Genomic DNA, 13,646 nt, shown 5'->3' with positions numbered 1-13,646 from the left:
GATCACGCAATGTGATCCAGCTTTTTTCTATTTCTCATCCAAAAGTCTGAAAGAAAATCATCCTTCATGTGAAGTAACAATATTCAAAAAACTGGTATAATCTTAGATAATAACCATAGCCGGAGTGAGAGACGTGACCAAACCGAGGGTGGAAAAATTAAGAACGCTGAAAACCATTGCCGAGACTTTGAATCAAGGACACGATGTCAAAGCAACGCTGAATGAAGTTTTAAAAGAATTGCTGAGCTTAACGAATCTTCAGTCTGGATGGATCTTTCTCATTGAAGAGGACGGTTCCTATACGTTAGCAGCAGACGCATACCTGCCGCCTGCTTTAAGCCGCAGGGAAAAAGTGCTGATGTGTGAAGGGGAGTGCTATTGCCTGACGAAATTCAATAACGGCGGACTTAGAAAAGCAGCCAATATTATGAACTGTAAACGCATAGAATCAGCTGAAGAGCTGCATTGTTTTGACACAGAAGGGATTACGCATCATGCAACCGTTCCCTTAGAAGATGGAGACAGACGGTTTGGTTTATTAAATGTGGCGGCGGCTGGAAAGACACTTTTTGATGAGGAGGAGCTTCATTTGCTGGAGGCGGTTGCTTTTCAGATCGGAACGGCGATACAGCGGATGAGACTTGCTGAATACAAACAAAAAAACGCTCTTTTAATGGAGCGGAACCGTCTCGCTCAGGAGCTGCATGATTCAGTCAACCAGATGCTGTTTTCCGTCAGTTTAACAGCAAAAGCGGCAAAGACATTAACACAAGAAGAGACCCTGCAGCAAATGATTGATTTTATTCAAACGTTAACGCAGGACGCGCTGGCTGAAATGAAGTCCTTAATCTGGCAGCTTCGTCCCGGAGGATTGGAAAAAGGGCTGGCTGAAGCCATTAAAAGCTACGGCACTCTGATCGGATTGAATGTCGTCTTTACACAAAAAGGATGTCCGGCCCTTCGTGATGAAGAGGAGCATATGCTGTGGCGTGTCGTGCAGGAAGCCCTCAATAATTGCAAAAAGCATGCCGGGACTGATACAGCGTATGTCAGAATTACTGCTTCTTCGTCCTATGCAGAACTGGATATTATTGATCATGGGGCAGGGTTTCGTTATGAAGCGCACGACGGACTGCCTTCACTTGGCATCAAAGGAATGAAAGAGCGGGCAGAAAAAGCCGGCGCGGAATTTTTCATTGAGTCAGAGCTTGGAGCTGGCACGAAGCTGTCTGTCAGGCTTCCGCTTACCAATCAGAAAGGAAGGACAGTGAGATGAGAATTGTAATAGCGGATGATCACCATGTTGTCCGGAAGGGGCTTCGTTTTTTCTTTGCCACCAAGGACGACATTGAAGTTGTCGGAGAAGCGGCAACCGGAATTGAGGCCCTCCGTGTCATCGAAGAAACAAAGCCTGACCTCGTTCTGATGGATCTGTCGATGCCGGATATGGATGGAATAGAAGCAACAAAAAAAGCAGTACAGCAATTTCCCGGTGTCCATATCGTCGTGCTGACGAGCTACTCTGATCAGGAGCATGTAATCCCTGCGCTTCAGGCAGGAGCGAAGGCATATCAGCTAAAGGATACGGAGCCGGAGGAATTGGTGAAAACACTGAGACAGGTTGATTCAGGCGAATATATGCTGTCTTCAGCTATTATGCCCCATGTCCTGACACATATGAAAAAACAGAATGAACCGGAAAAAGAAAAATTTTATCAATTAACCCGGCGGGAAAGAGATGTGCTAAACGAAATTGCTTGCGGAAAAAGCAATAAAGAAATCGCAGCATCGTTGTTTATTTCAGAAAAAACAGTAAAAACCCATGTGTCTAATCTTTTAGCAAAGCTTGAGCTGGCGGACCGTACACAAGCAGCGCTTTTTGCAGTGAAATACAACCTGAATGGAGAGACCACAAAGTGAACATATTAGTGATTAGCGGCTCGCCGAGAACACATGGCAGGACAAGAATTGCGGCAGCCTATATTTCATCTGTGTATCAAACGGATTTGATTGATTTGAGCGAATTTATATTGCCGTTATTTAACGGTGAAGCCGAACAGGCCGAGCTTATGCGGGTACAAGAGCTGAAGCAGCGCGTCAGCAAAGCGGATGCGATTGTATTACTATCTCCTGAATATCACAGCGGCATGAGCGGCGCTTTAAAAAATGCACTGGATTTTTTAAGCAGCGAACAATTTAAATATAAGCCAGTAGCTCTTTTGGCAGCAGCAGGCGGCGGAAAAGGCGGAATCAATGCGCTGAACAATATGCGAACCGTGATGAGGGGCTTATATGCCAATGTCATTCCGAGGCAGCTTGTGCTTGATCCGGTAACGATTGATGTGGAAAACGCAACAGTAACGGAACACATGGCGGCCAGCATAAAAGAGCTGATGGAAGAATTGCACATGTTCGCAAATGCAGGAACCCCCGGCGCCTAAACACCGGGGGTTGTTTTATGTGAGAAGCGCTAATTGATCCTCATATGTCAGCTCAGTGGCATGGTCAATATAGCGGAGAAGAGAATACAGCACCTTTTCTAATACAGCATAATCCTGTTCAAAATGGTATGCATGCAAAAAATGCTCAATTCGTTTTGATAACAAATCATCCTCTGTCCGCACCATTAAAATTAATAAATTATCCCATTGGGAACGATGGGTGTAATACAATGCTTTGTCGTAATCAGCATAATCCATATCAATCGCTTCTCCTTTCCTGTGTGAGAAGTTCAGGATTAGTTTATGCCGCATCAGCTGTTATTGACGGGGCAAAACTTGGCGTCTGCGTCAGAACTGGGGTAGCAATATGAGGGAGACATAAAATGAAAATGTCTGAATGAAGCAAGCGGTTTTGGAAAACCTAAGATGAAAATAATCTGGGTACAGGAGACTGAAAACATGAAATCTCTGCCGTATGCCATTGCGCTTCTGTTTTGCGGTTTCATCATCTTATCGATGGCTGCAAAAGGGCATTCAGAAAACATGAACGAGTCTGTTCAAAAGTGGGAACAGCTCGCTTGGAGTAAAATTCAAGATGAATATAAAGGGGCTTCTTTTTCCGATTACGCCTATATGGGGCGGACCGAGGTGAATGACCAGCAGACAAAGGATGTCTTTCGGGTGACCGTCAAACAGAATGATGAAACATTTTCCGTGCGTGCGGAAGTATATTTTCACCCTGTGACAAAACATATGATCAGCATCAATGTGTTTCGTCTTTAATAAAAAAACTGTACAGCCGACAAAGGCCATACAGTTTTGTTTTTAGAAATAACGCTTTGCTCCGAGGTAGCGCTGTTTCCAGTATGAGTTGTTCATATTTGAAATGACAACCCCTGAGTCGTTGGCATTAATGAATTCCCCGTTTCCGAGGTAAATCCCGACATGAGAAGGGCCGGCTTTGTATGTCGAAAAGAAGACAAAGTCTCCGACTGCAGGCTGGCTGACAGATTTCATGGTGTTCCAGTAGCCGGCCGCCGTTAATCTGGACACAGATGTCACTTTGTTTAGCGCATAGTAAATGAATCCGCTGCAGTCAAATCCGGCCGGTGTCGTTCCTCCCCAGCGATATGGAACGCCAAGCTGCTCCTTAGCGGCCGCGATCATTTTGTTAATCTTCGCGCTTGTTGAGATCGTGCTGCCTGAAGATCCGGAACTTGAATTTGAAGATGAAGCTTTGCCTGTAATCGTGAGCTTCTGGCCGATTTGTAAGACATCGTTTTTCAAGTTGTTTTTCTCCCGGATCTGCTGGGCTGTCACATTGAACTTTTGAGCGATCACCCATAAGGAATCCCCGCTCTTCACCGTATATGTAGTCGTCGTTGTGCCGGAGCTTGAATTTGACGAAGACGGTGTTGTTGATGTGCCGGAAGACGATTTGCCGTTCAGCTTCAGCACTTGTCCGACGTACAGAACGTCTGATTTCAGATTGTTGCTGTTTCGGATTTGCTGTACAGTCAGGTTATATTTGTTTGCGATCTTCCAAAGTGAGTCTCCGCTTTTTACGGTGTACTTCGTTGTTGCTGATGTTGATTGATTTGATTTGGATGAATTGTCTTTGGATGACGAATTAGAACCCGCTGATTTTGTTTTTAATACTTGATTCACATAAATGGTATCTGATTTTAAATTGTTCAATACCTTCAATTCAGCGATGGACATATTGACTTTGTTCGCGATTTTCCAAAGCGAATCACCTAGCTGCACTTTGTAAGTGCCAGTCGAAGCTGAAGAGCTTGAGCTCGATTTAGATGATTTAGAGCTGCTTGAAGTGCCGGAACTGGAATTTGAAGAAACCTTTCCGGATACTTTTAATTTTTGCCCTGCACGAATCATGTCGCTGCTCAATCCGTTTAACTTTTTCAGTTCCTGTACCGACATCTTATACTCATTGGCAATCAGCCATAGTGAATCGCCGCTTTTCACTGTGTAAACAGAATTTCCGCTCTTCTTTGCTGTTGAGCCTGAAGAAGAAGATGAAGTGCCGGAATTGCTGCCTGGAATGGTAAGCGTTTGGCCGATTGACAGGACGGTAGTCGAAAGATGGTTGGCGGATGTGATGGCCGCTACACTTGTGTTGTAGTTTTGCGCCAGCTTCCATAAGGAATCTCCGCTTTTGACTTTAATCGTTGCTGCTTCAGCGGGTGTAATCGCTAGTGTTGTGCTGACAATCGCGGATGCTGTCAGCCCTGCTGCTAATTTCTTTTTCATCTGAGCTCTCCTTTTTCCCCCAATGATTTTGAATATGCTGTTTCTTTTTTATATCGGCAGATTCAACTCATCGTTTTGCCTTTTTTAAAAATCAGTCATATTATCTTAACAGAAAGCAGGAAAAAGGGCATAAAAGAAGAAGGAATCATCAACTATTCCTTCATTTTCAAAAGCTGCATAATTTCCTCTTTATTTTTGACAAGGTCTCGCAGCGTATATTTGTTTAAAACGGCAAGATAGGCCATAAGCGCTTCATTAAGCACGTGTTTTAAGCCGCACACTGGAGAAATAATGCAGAGATTTCTATTCGCATCAAAACATTCAACAATATTAAAATCGTCTTCTGTTTTTCTGACGACCTCTCCAATATTAATGTCTTCAGGATCCATGCCTAAACGTATGCCGCCTCCACGTCCGCGTATCGTTTCTACATATCCGAGCTGACCGAGCCTGTATATGACTTTCATGAGATGATTTTTTGAAATAGAATACGTTTCGGCGATCTGTTTTATATTTGAAAGTTCTCCGGGACGTTCTGCAGCAAGAAAAATCAAAACTCGTAATGAATAATCTGTATAATTTGTTAACTTCATATTAAGACCTCGGAATAAGACATTTTCTATATCTTATCATAATCTATTATAAAATGAAAAAAAAGGAATTTCCCTAAAAAAGCGTGCACCCTGCTGGGCACACGCATTTTTTTAATTCATTAATTCATGTCATTGGAAGGATTTTGTTTTGAACGGTTTTTCGTATCAACCTCGGTGTTTTGAATTTTGCGTTCGAATTTAGAAAGATAACGTGAAGCAAAATCCTTTCCGCCAAGACCGAATGATAAACCGAATGCAAGTGCGAATCCGCCAAGCACGATGATAAATGCGGAATTGACAATTGTGTCAGCGACTCCGAGCTGATCTAGTGCCATAAAGAAAGCCAGTGCGATGATTGTATACTTTGCAATCGCAGCTAAAGATTTGAACTCCTGACCTTTGATCATGCTGGCCAGTACCTTGCGCACCAATTCTCCGGCGTAAAGGCCGATTCCGAGGATAAATACTGCGACAAGGACATTCGGCAGATACGCGATGATGCCTCCTGCGATCTCAACGAGTAAATGCAGCTGAACAATTTGCAGCGCCTCGGCTGTAAACAGCAGGATCACAATGATTTTCGCAATCATACCGACAACTTGGGAGAGTGACAGCTTTGCGGATGCGCCAGGTTCTACGCCCATTTTTCCTAATAAAGAATCAAAGCCTGCACGGCGGAGCAGTCCGGACACCATTGTGTTTACCCATTTTCCGGCCCATATACCGGCTAAAATCAGTACGATGGCGATAATGATATTCGGAAGCATGTTTAAGATGGTATTGAGCATAGAGACGGCTGGCTGAGAAATGCCGGCGACATCAAGACGATCAAGCGCTGAAATGACAACCGGAATTAAAATCAGCACATAAGCAATGGTCCCGATGACAGCTGAAAGGCTTGTATCCTTTAAGTAAATGGATAACCCCATACGAGCAGCGAATCTTTCTGTACCGATGCTTGCTAGGAAATTTGTGATGATGTCACGGACCAGGCGGGCGATGAGCCAGCCGATTAAAACGATCAGCGCCGCAGCGAATAATTTCGGCAGAAAAGCGAGTACGCTTTCCATCATATTTGTAAACGGGCCTGAAATTCCGCTGATATTCAGTGAAGATAAGACTCCCGGCAAGAATATGAGCAGCACGAGGTAAAAGACAATTTGTGAAGCGGCGTTAACTGCCTGGTGAATATCTTTCCCTTCAGATACCAAGTTCCATTTGCGCAGTTTTTCGCTCGTGTTCAGCTTCATCCCGATTTTTTTGACAAGAAAGCTTAACACAGAAGCTGCCGCCCAGCCTAACAGCAGAATCAATCCGGCCTTCAGCACGCTCGGAACAGCTGCTGCAATAGCAGAAAGCATGCTGACAAAAGGCGAAGCCACTGTTGTCAGGTGCAAAATGTTAAAGAATAAAATAAAGACGATAATCAAAGCGATAAAATAAACGACCTTGCTTACGATTTTTTCCGATGAATAGCGTGACGGCTTTTTCTCAGCAAAGATCTTGTCGTCGATTTTTGTTTTTCTGAGCCCTTTGTACACCGCTTTTTCAATGATTTTGGCGATAGCCCATCCGATTAATAAGACAAGCAAAGCAATGATGAGGTTTGGCAATTTACTGAGATAAGAAGAAAACATGTCTGCTGCGTTCAATTGGTATCGCTCCTTTTTTTCGTAATATGGTCTGTTTTTACCCACTGACACATTTGGCAAACAGGCCAATGTGCAGGGCAAGTTTTTTTCAGGCGGAAATGTGACTTATCATCTTTTATCAGGCGGGCTCATACATTATAGATAAGTCCAAGTAGGGGGGATTCGGTTGAACGCGGAGGAGAAAAAGGGATTACAGCGGGCAATTGAGGAAATTACCGAAGTTGCAAAAGGATTCGGCCTTGATTTCTATCCGATGAGATATGAAATCTGCCCGGCTGAAATTATTTATACATTCGGCGCGTACGGGATGCCGACAAGATTCAGCCACTGGAGCTTCGGGAAACAGTTTCACAAAATGAAACTGCATTATGACCTTGGATTAAGCAAAATTTATGAGCTTGTCATTAACTCAGACCCATGCTACGCCTTTTTGCTGGACAGCAATTCACTGATTCAAAATAAATTGATTGTCGCCCATGTTCTCGCCCACTGTGACTTTTTCAAAAACAACTGCCGCTTCCAAAACACGAAGCGTGACATGGTGGAAAGCATGGCGGCAACGGCGGAGCGGATTAAGTATTATGAACGGATTCACGGAATAAAGGAAGTGGAGGCCTTTTTAGACGCGATCCTTTCAATCCAGGAGCATATCGATCCTTCTTTGGTGCGTCCGAAGCTCCAGTGGAGTGTGGATGATGAGGAAGAAGAGTTTGAGGAAATGGCTACGCCGTACGATGATCTATGGAATTTAGATGGAAAGAAACCGAGAAAACAACTGAAAAAATCAAAAAAACCTTTCCCGCCGCGGCCCGAGAAAGATATTCTGCTTTTTATTGAAGAGCATTCAAGGGAACTTGAGCCGTGGCAGCGTGATATTTTGACGATGATGAGAGAAGAAATGCTTTATTTCTGGCCTCAGCTGGAAACGAAAATTATGAATGAAGGATGGGCCTCATACTGGCATCAAAGAATTATCCGGGAGCTTGATTTAACCTCTGATGAAGCGATAGAGTTCGCCAAGCTGAATGCCGGGGTTGTCCAGCCGTCAAAAACGGGAATCAACCCTTATTATTTGGGACTGAAGATTTTTGAAGATATTGAGGAACGGTATAACAATCCGACTGAGGAAATGAAGAAAATGGGCGTCAAGCCGAACTCAGGCCGGGAGAAAATGTTTGAGGTCAGAGAGATTGAATCAGATATCTCATTCATCCGCAATTATTTAACAAAAGATTTAGTGATGCGCGAGGATCTTTACCTGTTCCAAAAGCAGGGCAGAGACTACAAAATCGTCGATAAAGAGTGGGAGGCTGTCCGCGATCAGCTTGTGAGCATGCGGGTAAACGGAGGATTTCCGTATTTGACAGTAAACGAAGGCGATTATCTGAAAAATAACGAGCTCTTAATTAAGCATTGGTATGAGGGCATAGAACTGGATTTGAAATACTTGGAGAAAGTGCTTCCTTATTTATACCAGCTGTGGGGAAGAAGCGTGCATATCGAATCTGTGCTGGAGGATAAGCAAGTGATGTTTTCGTATGACGGAAAAGGGGTTCACCGCAGGTATTTATAAGAAAAAAGGATGCAGTGTTCTGCATCCTTTTTATTTTCCTGTTTTCAAAATGTTAAATATGATTTTTGCCTGGTCGGTATTGTTGATCAGTCCGCTGAATTTCTCTTTTCCGGGGCCGTACGCGTATACCGGTACTTCTTCACCGGTATGATCGGTACTGGTCCAGCCGCTGTTAGAGCGGGTGTTGAAAATCTTGATGATGGCTTTGTAGGCGCCTTTGCTTTTGTCAGCCTGTGAAGCGGCTTCAATACTTTTCATTTCTTCACGTGTGAAATCCAGATCTGTATAGCGGGCGAGCACATCTTTGACCGGTTTGCCTTCGCTGATTTTTTTGGCCATAAACTCAGGTGTTTTTTTCGCGGCCAAAATCGGCTCCGCATGCCAATTTTTTTCGCCGTTTGCACCGATGGTAAATCCGCCTGTCGTATGATCAGCAGCTGCAATCACAAGCGTATGTTTATCTTTTTTCGCAAATTCAATAGCGGCTTTATAGGCCTGTTCAAAATCCTTAACCTCGCTCATGGCTCCGACAGTATCATTGTCGTGAGCGGCCCAGTCAATTTGGCTGCCTTCAACCATCAAGAAAAATCCTTTTTTATTTTGATTCAGCCGGTCAATTGCTGAAACAGTCATATCTTTCAGGGATGGGGTTTTGCTGTCACTGTCGAGCGCTTTATCAAGCCCACCGTCTGCAAAAAGCCCGAGCACCTGCTGATCTTTATTTTTCTTCAGCGCTTGTTTTGTTGTCACATAGCTGTAGCCCGCTTGTTTAAATTCTTTCGTTAAATTTCTGTCCTTGCGGGTAAAGTAGGATTTTCCGCCGCCAAGCAAAACGTCAATTTTTTGTTTGCCTTTTATTTTATCATCTATATAGCTGTTGGCGATTTGGTTCATATTTTTCCGCGATTCATTGTGAGCGCCGTATGCTGCGGGTGTGGCGTGGTTAATTTCAGAAGTTGCGACAAGCCCTGTTGACTTGCCTTGCTGCTTGGCTTCTTCGAGTATTGATTTTACTTTTTTTCCGTTTTTATCGACGCCAATTGCATTGTTATATGTCTTAACGCCTGTCGCCAATGCTGTTCCGGCGGCTGCTGAATCTGTAATATTATAGTCAGGGTCATCCGGGTGCGTCATCATCATGCCTGTCAGGTTCCGGTCAAATTCAGTTAACTTCGGGTTGTTCGGTGTTTCACCGTTATTTTTCATGGAACGGTAGGCGTTTATGTACGATGCTCCCATGCCGTCCCCAATCATCACAATGACATTTCTGATCTCATCTTTGTTTTGTTTTTTGGCGCTTGCTTTTTCGGTCTGCTGCAGCTCTGCACCGGCGAATATACCGGCTGTAAGCACGGAAACAGCTGCGACTGGCAGCAATTTTGATTTCATTTTTTGAAACAGACTCATTTTTTTGCAGGCCTCCTTTAATTTGTTCTGCTTATTACGATAGGGAATGTTTGTTAAGTGCGGCTGTTGATCCTGTAAACATTAAGTAAAGGATTGTGATGAATATAAATTGTCTGTGTCCGTTATCTTGCCTTTCTTTCATCAAAGCATTCATTTTTCCGGAAAAATCTTTACCTCATGGTTTATGCGTGATATGGTTGTTTAAATAAAAAAACTGCGGATGCCCGCAGTTTTTATCGAAACCTATAAGTTCAACATTCTTTTGCTATGTCATAAATCCCCAAAACCTTCTTCAATTATTTCCTAAATGTTGATAAACCGCCCAAAAAACATGACAAAAGCACTCGTTTTTTGTCACCTTTGAAATGAAAATGAAATATTTAATACCCTTAAAAACTTTTTTTGAAAACGAATAATTAAGAAATTTGTCACGTGAAGTCAAGACTATTTCTGTTGGGAATCCATCCTTATAATAGAAAACAAGATGATTAATTAAAAAAAAGAGATAATAATAGATATACATATTTAGGGAGGAAAACATGAAAAAGCAAATCATTACAGCTACAACAGCAGTAGTTTTAGGATCGACCTTATTTGCAGGAGCGGCATCTGCACAAAGCGTCAAGGTGAAAAAAGGCGACACGTTATGGGATCTTTCAAAAAAATACGGCACCACAATAAGTAAAATTAAATCAGAAAACAAGCTTCATTCCGATATTATTTACGCAGGACAGACTTTATCTATTAACGGTAAATCGGCAGCATCAGGTTCAAAAAGCAGTTCATCTTCTTCTACATACAAAGTAGTGAGCGGCGACAGTCTTTGGAAGATTTCGAAAAAATACGGCATGACGATCAATGAACTGAAAAAACTGAACGGCTTAAAATCAGATCTTCTGCGTATCGGACAAGTTCTGAAAGTGAAGGGCTCAAGCAGTTCAAGCAGCTCCGGCTCATCAAGCGTGTCTACGTCTGCAACTTCTACATACAAAGTAGTAAGCGGCGACAGTCTATCTAAAATCGCGAAAAAATACGGCACAACGGTTAGCAAAATAAAGAGTCTCAACGGCTTAAAATCAGATTTAATCTATGTTGGACAAGTATTGAAGGTGAAAGGAACAAGTTCAAAACCTGTCACTTCCTCTAAGCCTTCATCTAGTTCAAGCAGCAAAGTATCATCTACATCACTTAACGTAAGCAAACTGGTTTCTGATGCAAAAGCGCTAACTGGAACGCCGTACAAATGGGGCGGAACAACAACTTCCGGTTTTGACTGCAGCGGATTCATTTGGTACGTATTAAACAAACAAACAAGTGTGGCAAGAACGAGCACTGCGGGATACTGGAGTTCCATGAAGAGCATTGCCAGCCCGTCTGTCGGTGATTTCGTATTCTTTACAACATATAAATCCGGCCCTTCTCACATGGGGATTTACATTGGAAACAACAGTTTCGTTCATGCAGGATCTGACGGTGTACAAATCAGCAGCCTGAACAACAGCTACTGGAAGCCTCGCTACCTCGGTGCGAAAAGATTCTAATTTTACGAAGTAACCCGTTCATAGAACGGGTTTTTTTCATTAGACGGAGCATCTTCGTTTTGGTTACATTTAAAAATGAAAATGTGATAAAAAGTCCAAAAACTTTTTTTCCTTCTTATTTTCATAAAGGGCGATCGCATAAGCACCGGCATAAGGCAGCTGCACAGAATGGTAAGGAATTCTGATCATCTGTTTTTCCTCTAATTCGCGCTTTACTGTAGATAAGGGGAGGAATGAAACGCCAAGTCCTTCTTTTATAAACCGTTTCGTTATATGGGTTTGTGTGACTTTCATTGTTCTCACAAATGGAAAAGTCACTCTGACTTGACGGAGTAAGTCGTCCCAGTAGTCAGGATGATTGTGGGTCAAAAGCAGGTATTGCTCAAGCACCTCTTTGGCATCAATTTCTTCGTCTGATGTGAAACGCTGATCAGGAGGCGCAACGAGGACGACAGGATCCTTATATAAACAGTGGCATGTTAAAGAAGAAGACTGGACTTTTAAACAGCTCAGTCCGATATCCGCCTCGCCGGCTTTAATCAGAGACGAGATTTCTGCCGATTCAAAAATTTTCACTGCAATTTCTGTTTCGGTATTCATTGAAGTGTATCGTTTCATAACAGATGGAAGCACGGTATCGGCAATAAGCGGCGAAACCGCGAGCTGTAAGGTTTGAGAGTAGCCTTGTCTCACTCTGTGGAGCTCTGCCATGCTGTTTTCATAGTCATCAAGCAGCCTCAGTGCGAACGGCAAATAAGCCCTGCCTTCATCGGTTAACTGAATCTGCCTGCCTTTTCGCTCGAACAGCTTGCAGCTGATTTCTTTTTCTAATTGCTTGATATGAACGGTTACAGTGGGCTGAGATAAAAAAAGCGTTTCTGCTGTTTTTCTGAAGTTTTCATATTTCGCTGCGGTCACAAAGGTGTGAAGCCATTTGAAATCCATTTCCATTCTCCCTCTGATTAAGATTTTTAATTAATTCCCTTTAAAATATTCAATATTTTTTAAATATTATATTTACTATAATAACAGAAAAGGATAGGGGGAATACAAATGGTACATTACGGATTAAAGGGAATTACATGTGTGGACACATCAATCAGCCATATTGACGGCGAAAAAGGTCGGCTTATCTACAGAGGGTATCATGCAAAAGACATCGCGCTGCATCACAGCTTTGAAGAAGCCGCTTACTTGATTTTGTTTGGAAAACTGCCGGCATCAGATGAATTACAGACATTTGAAAAAAAGCTGATTGCGGAGCGAAACCTGCCTGACCGCATCGGGCGTTTGATTCAGTCGCTGCCAAACAACATGGACGACATGTCGGTACTGAGAACGGTTGTTTCAGCATTAGGGGAAAATACGTACACGTTTTATCCAAAAATAGAAGAAGCGATTCGGCTGATTGCCATCACGCCGTCCATTATCGCTTACAGAAAACGCTGGGTGCGCGGCGAACAAGCCATTGAGCCATCTTCCCAGTACGGACATGTTGAAAACTATTATTATATGCTCACAGGTGAGCAGCCTTCAGAAGCAAAAAAGAAAGCGCTTGAAACATATATGATTCTGGCCATGGAGCACGGCATGAATGCATCAACTTTCTCAGCACGGGTCACTTTGTCTACAGAGAGTGATTTGGTATCGGCCATTACCGCGGCGCTTGGCACGATGAAAGGCCCGCTGCACGGAGGGGCTCCATCTGCTGTGACAAAAATGCTTGAAGACATTGGAGAAAAAGCGAATGCTGCAGCGTATTTGACAGCAAAGCTTGAAAAAGGAGAACGCCTGATGGGATTTGGGCACCGCGTGTATAAGACGAAAGATCCGCGGGCAGAAGCTTTGAGACAGAAAGCTGAAGAGGTTGCAGGCGATGACCGTGATTTGGATCTGGCGCTGCATGTAGAGGCAGAAGCGATTCGTTTGCTGGACATCTACAAACCGGGCCGCAAGCTGTACACAAACGTTGAATTTTATGCAGCTGCTGTCATGAAGGCAATTGATTTTGATGATGAATTGTTTACACCGACGTTTTCAGCAAGCCGAATGGTAGGCTGGTGCGCACACGTGCTGGAACAAGCAGAAAACAACATGATTTTCCGCCCGTCAGCTAAATATACAGGGGCTATTCCTGAAGAAGTACTTTTATAAACATATTTTGCGGT

At 43.3% G+C, this 13,646-nt stretch carries 12 protein-coding genes and 1 pseudogene; 7 read left to right on the top strand and 6 right to left on the bottom strand.

Features of this window, described 5'->3' with window-relative positions; translation table 11 throughout:
* The first annotated feature begins 133 nt into the window (after positions 1-133).
* From H7F27_RS15840 to H7F27_RS15830, 3 genes are read left to right on the top strand one after another with little or no spacing between them, the layout of a single operon-like run.
* The gene (locus H7F27_RS15840) at positions 134-1,276 is read left to right on the top strand and encodes a GAF domain-containing sensor histidine kinase (RefSeq protein ID WP_069486301.1); all 1,143 of its coding nucleotides are present in this window, start codon (positions 134-136) and stop codon (positions 1,274-1,276) included.
* On the top strand, positions 1,273-1,920 hold the full coding sequence (locus H7F27_RS15835) for a response regulator (protein WP_185848144.1): 648 nt from the start codon (positions 1,273-1,275) through the stop codon (positions 1,918-1,920). The genes H7F27_RS15840 and H7F27_RS15835 overlap by 4 nt, the downstream gene beginning before the upstream one ends.
* Positions 1,917-2,441 (top strand): NADPH-dependent FMN reductase, encoded by a 525-nt coding sequence (locus H7F27_RS15830; RefSeq protein WP_185848143.1) that lies wholly within the window; start codon positions 1,917-1,919, stop codon positions 2,439-2,441. The genes H7F27_RS15835 and H7F27_RS15830 overlap by 4 nt, the downstream gene beginning before the upstream one ends.
* 15 nt (positions 2,442-2,456) lie before the next feature.
* On the opposite strand, the gene H7F27_RS15825 is transcribed toward H7F27_RS15830, so the two are convergent.
* Positions 2,457-2,699, bottom strand: a complete 243-nt coding sequence (locus H7F27_RS15825) for a YhdB family protein (RefSeq protein ID WP_024120719.1) — start codon at positions 2,697-2,699, stop codon at positions 2,457-2,459.
* A 201-nt stretch (positions 2,700-2,900) separates the two neighbouring features.
* Between H7F27_RS15825 and H7F27_RS15820 the strand changes: the two genes are divergently transcribed.
* Positions 2,901-3,224: a YqzG/YhdC family protein gene (locus H7F27_RS15820; RefSeq protein WP_024120720.1), complete on the top strand. Its 324-nt coding sequence runs from the start codon at positions 2,901-2,903 to the stop codon at positions 3,222-3,224.
* 42 nt (positions 3,225-3,266) lie between these two features.
* On the opposite strand, the gene H7F27_RS15815 is transcribed toward H7F27_RS15820, so the two are convergent.
* From H7F27_RS15815 to H7F27_RS15805, 3 genes and pseudogenes are all read right to left on the bottom strand, one after another.
* The gene (locus H7F27_RS15815; RefSeq protein ID WP_103672364.1) at positions 3,267-4,712 is read right to left on the bottom strand and encodes a peptidoglycan endopeptidase LytF; all 1,446 of its coding nucleotides are present in this window, start codon (positions 4,710-4,712) and stop codon (positions 3,267-3,269) included.
* Between the two features lie 152 nt (positions 4,713-4,864).
* Positions 4,865-5,305 carry a nitric oxide-sensing transcriptional repressor NsrR gene (gene nsrR / locus H7F27_RS15810; RefSeq protein WP_010333538.1) on the bottom strand — a complete coding sequence of 147 codons (441 nt, stop codon included), beginning with the start codon at positions 5,303-5,305 and terminating at the stop codon, positions 4,865-4,867.
* A gap of 119 nt (positions 5,306-5,424) precedes the next feature.
* A pseudogene (locus tag H7F27_RS15805) lies at positions 5,425-7,079 on the bottom strand (mechanosensitive ion channel).
* Positions 7,080-7,123: 44 nt separating this feature from the next.
* On the opposite strand from H7F27_RS15805, the gene spoVR reads away from it, so the two are divergent.
* Positions 7,124-8,530, top strand: coding sequence for a stage V sporulation protein SpoVR (gene spoVR, locus H7F27_RS15800; protein WP_024120723.1), 1,407 nt, complete (start codon positions 7,124-7,126; stop codon positions 8,528-8,530).
* Positions 8,531-8,560: 30 nt separating this feature from the next.
* Here spoVR and H7F27_RS15795 read toward each other — a convergent pair whose 3' ends face one another.
* Positions 8,561-9,937 (bottom strand): alkaline phosphatase PhoA, encoded by a 1,377-nt coding sequence (locus H7F27_RS15795; protein ID WP_185848141.1) that lies wholly within the window; start codon positions 9,935-9,937, stop codon positions 8,561-8,563.
* A 539-nt stretch (positions 9,938-10,476) separates the two neighbouring features.
* Here H7F27_RS15795 and H7F27_RS15790 point away from each other — a divergent pair.
* Entirely contained in the window at positions 10,477-11,478 is a 1,002-nt protein-coding gene (locus H7F27_RS15790; RefSeq protein WP_024120725.1) for a peptidoglycan endopeptidase LytE, read from the top strand.
* A gap of 69 nt (positions 11,479-11,547) precedes the next feature.
* Here the strand turns inward: H7F27_RS15790 and citR are convergent, their stop codons facing one another.
* Entirely contained in the window at positions 11,548-12,423 is an 876-nt protein-coding gene (citR, locus tag H7F27_RS15785) for a transcriptional regulator CitR (RefSeq protein ID WP_024120726.1), read from the bottom strand.
* A gap of 108 nt (positions 12,424-12,531) precedes the next feature.
* Between citR and citA the strand changes: the two genes are divergently transcribed.
* Complete coding sequence (gene citA / locus H7F27_RS15780) at positions 12,532-13,632, top strand: citrate synthase CitA (protein WP_101860900.1); 1,101 nt, start codon at positions 12,532-12,534, stop codon at positions 13,630-13,632.
* Positions 13,633-13,646 lie beyond the last annotated feature (14 nt).

It is taken from the genome of Bacillus sp. PAMC26543, assembly GCF_014250375.1.
GTDB lineage: Bacteria > Bacillota > Bacilli > Bacillales > Bacillaceae > Bacillus > Bacillus halotolerans.
Note: the sequence above shows the minus strand (reverse complement) of the source record. Positions and strands in the feature narration are given on the sequence as shown.

Bases quoted from the DNA above. Each gene is read 5' to 3' on its own strand.
- H7F27_RS15835 (WP_185848144.1), top strand. From the start codon at position 1,273: ATGAGAATTGTAATAGCGGATGATCACCATGTTGTCCGGAAGGGGCTT.
- H7F27_RS15825 (WP_024120719.1), bottom strand. From the start codon at position 2,699: ATGGATTATGCTGATTACGACAAAGCATTGTATTACACCCATCGTTCC.
- H7F27_RS15820 (WP_024120720.1), top strand. From the start codon at position 2,901: ATGAAATCTCTGCCGTATGCCATTGCGCTTCTGTTTTGCGGTTTCATC.
- H7F27_RS15815 (WP_103672364.1), bottom strand. From the start codon at position 4,712: ATGAAAAAGAAATTAGCAGCAGGGCTGACAGCATCCGCGATTGTCAGC.
- nsrR (WP_010333538.1), bottom strand. From the start codon at position 5,305: ATGAAGTTAACAAATTATACAGATTATTCATTACGAGTTTTGATTTTT.
- H7F27_RS15795 (WP_185848141.1), bottom strand. From the start codon at position 9,937: ATGAGTCTGTTTCAAAAAATGAAATCAAAATTGCTGCCAGTCGCAGCT.
- H7F27_RS15790 (WP_024120725.1), top strand. From the start codon at position 10,477: ATGAAAAAGCAAATCATTACAGCTACAACAGCAGTAGTTTTAGGATCG.
- citR (WP_024120726.1), bottom strand. From the start codon at position 12,423: ATGGATTTCAAATGGCTTCACACCTTTGTGACCGCAGCGAAATATGAA.
- citA (WP_101860900.1), top strand. From the start codon at position 12,532: ATGGTACATTACGGATTAAAGGGAATTACATGTGTGGACACATCAATC.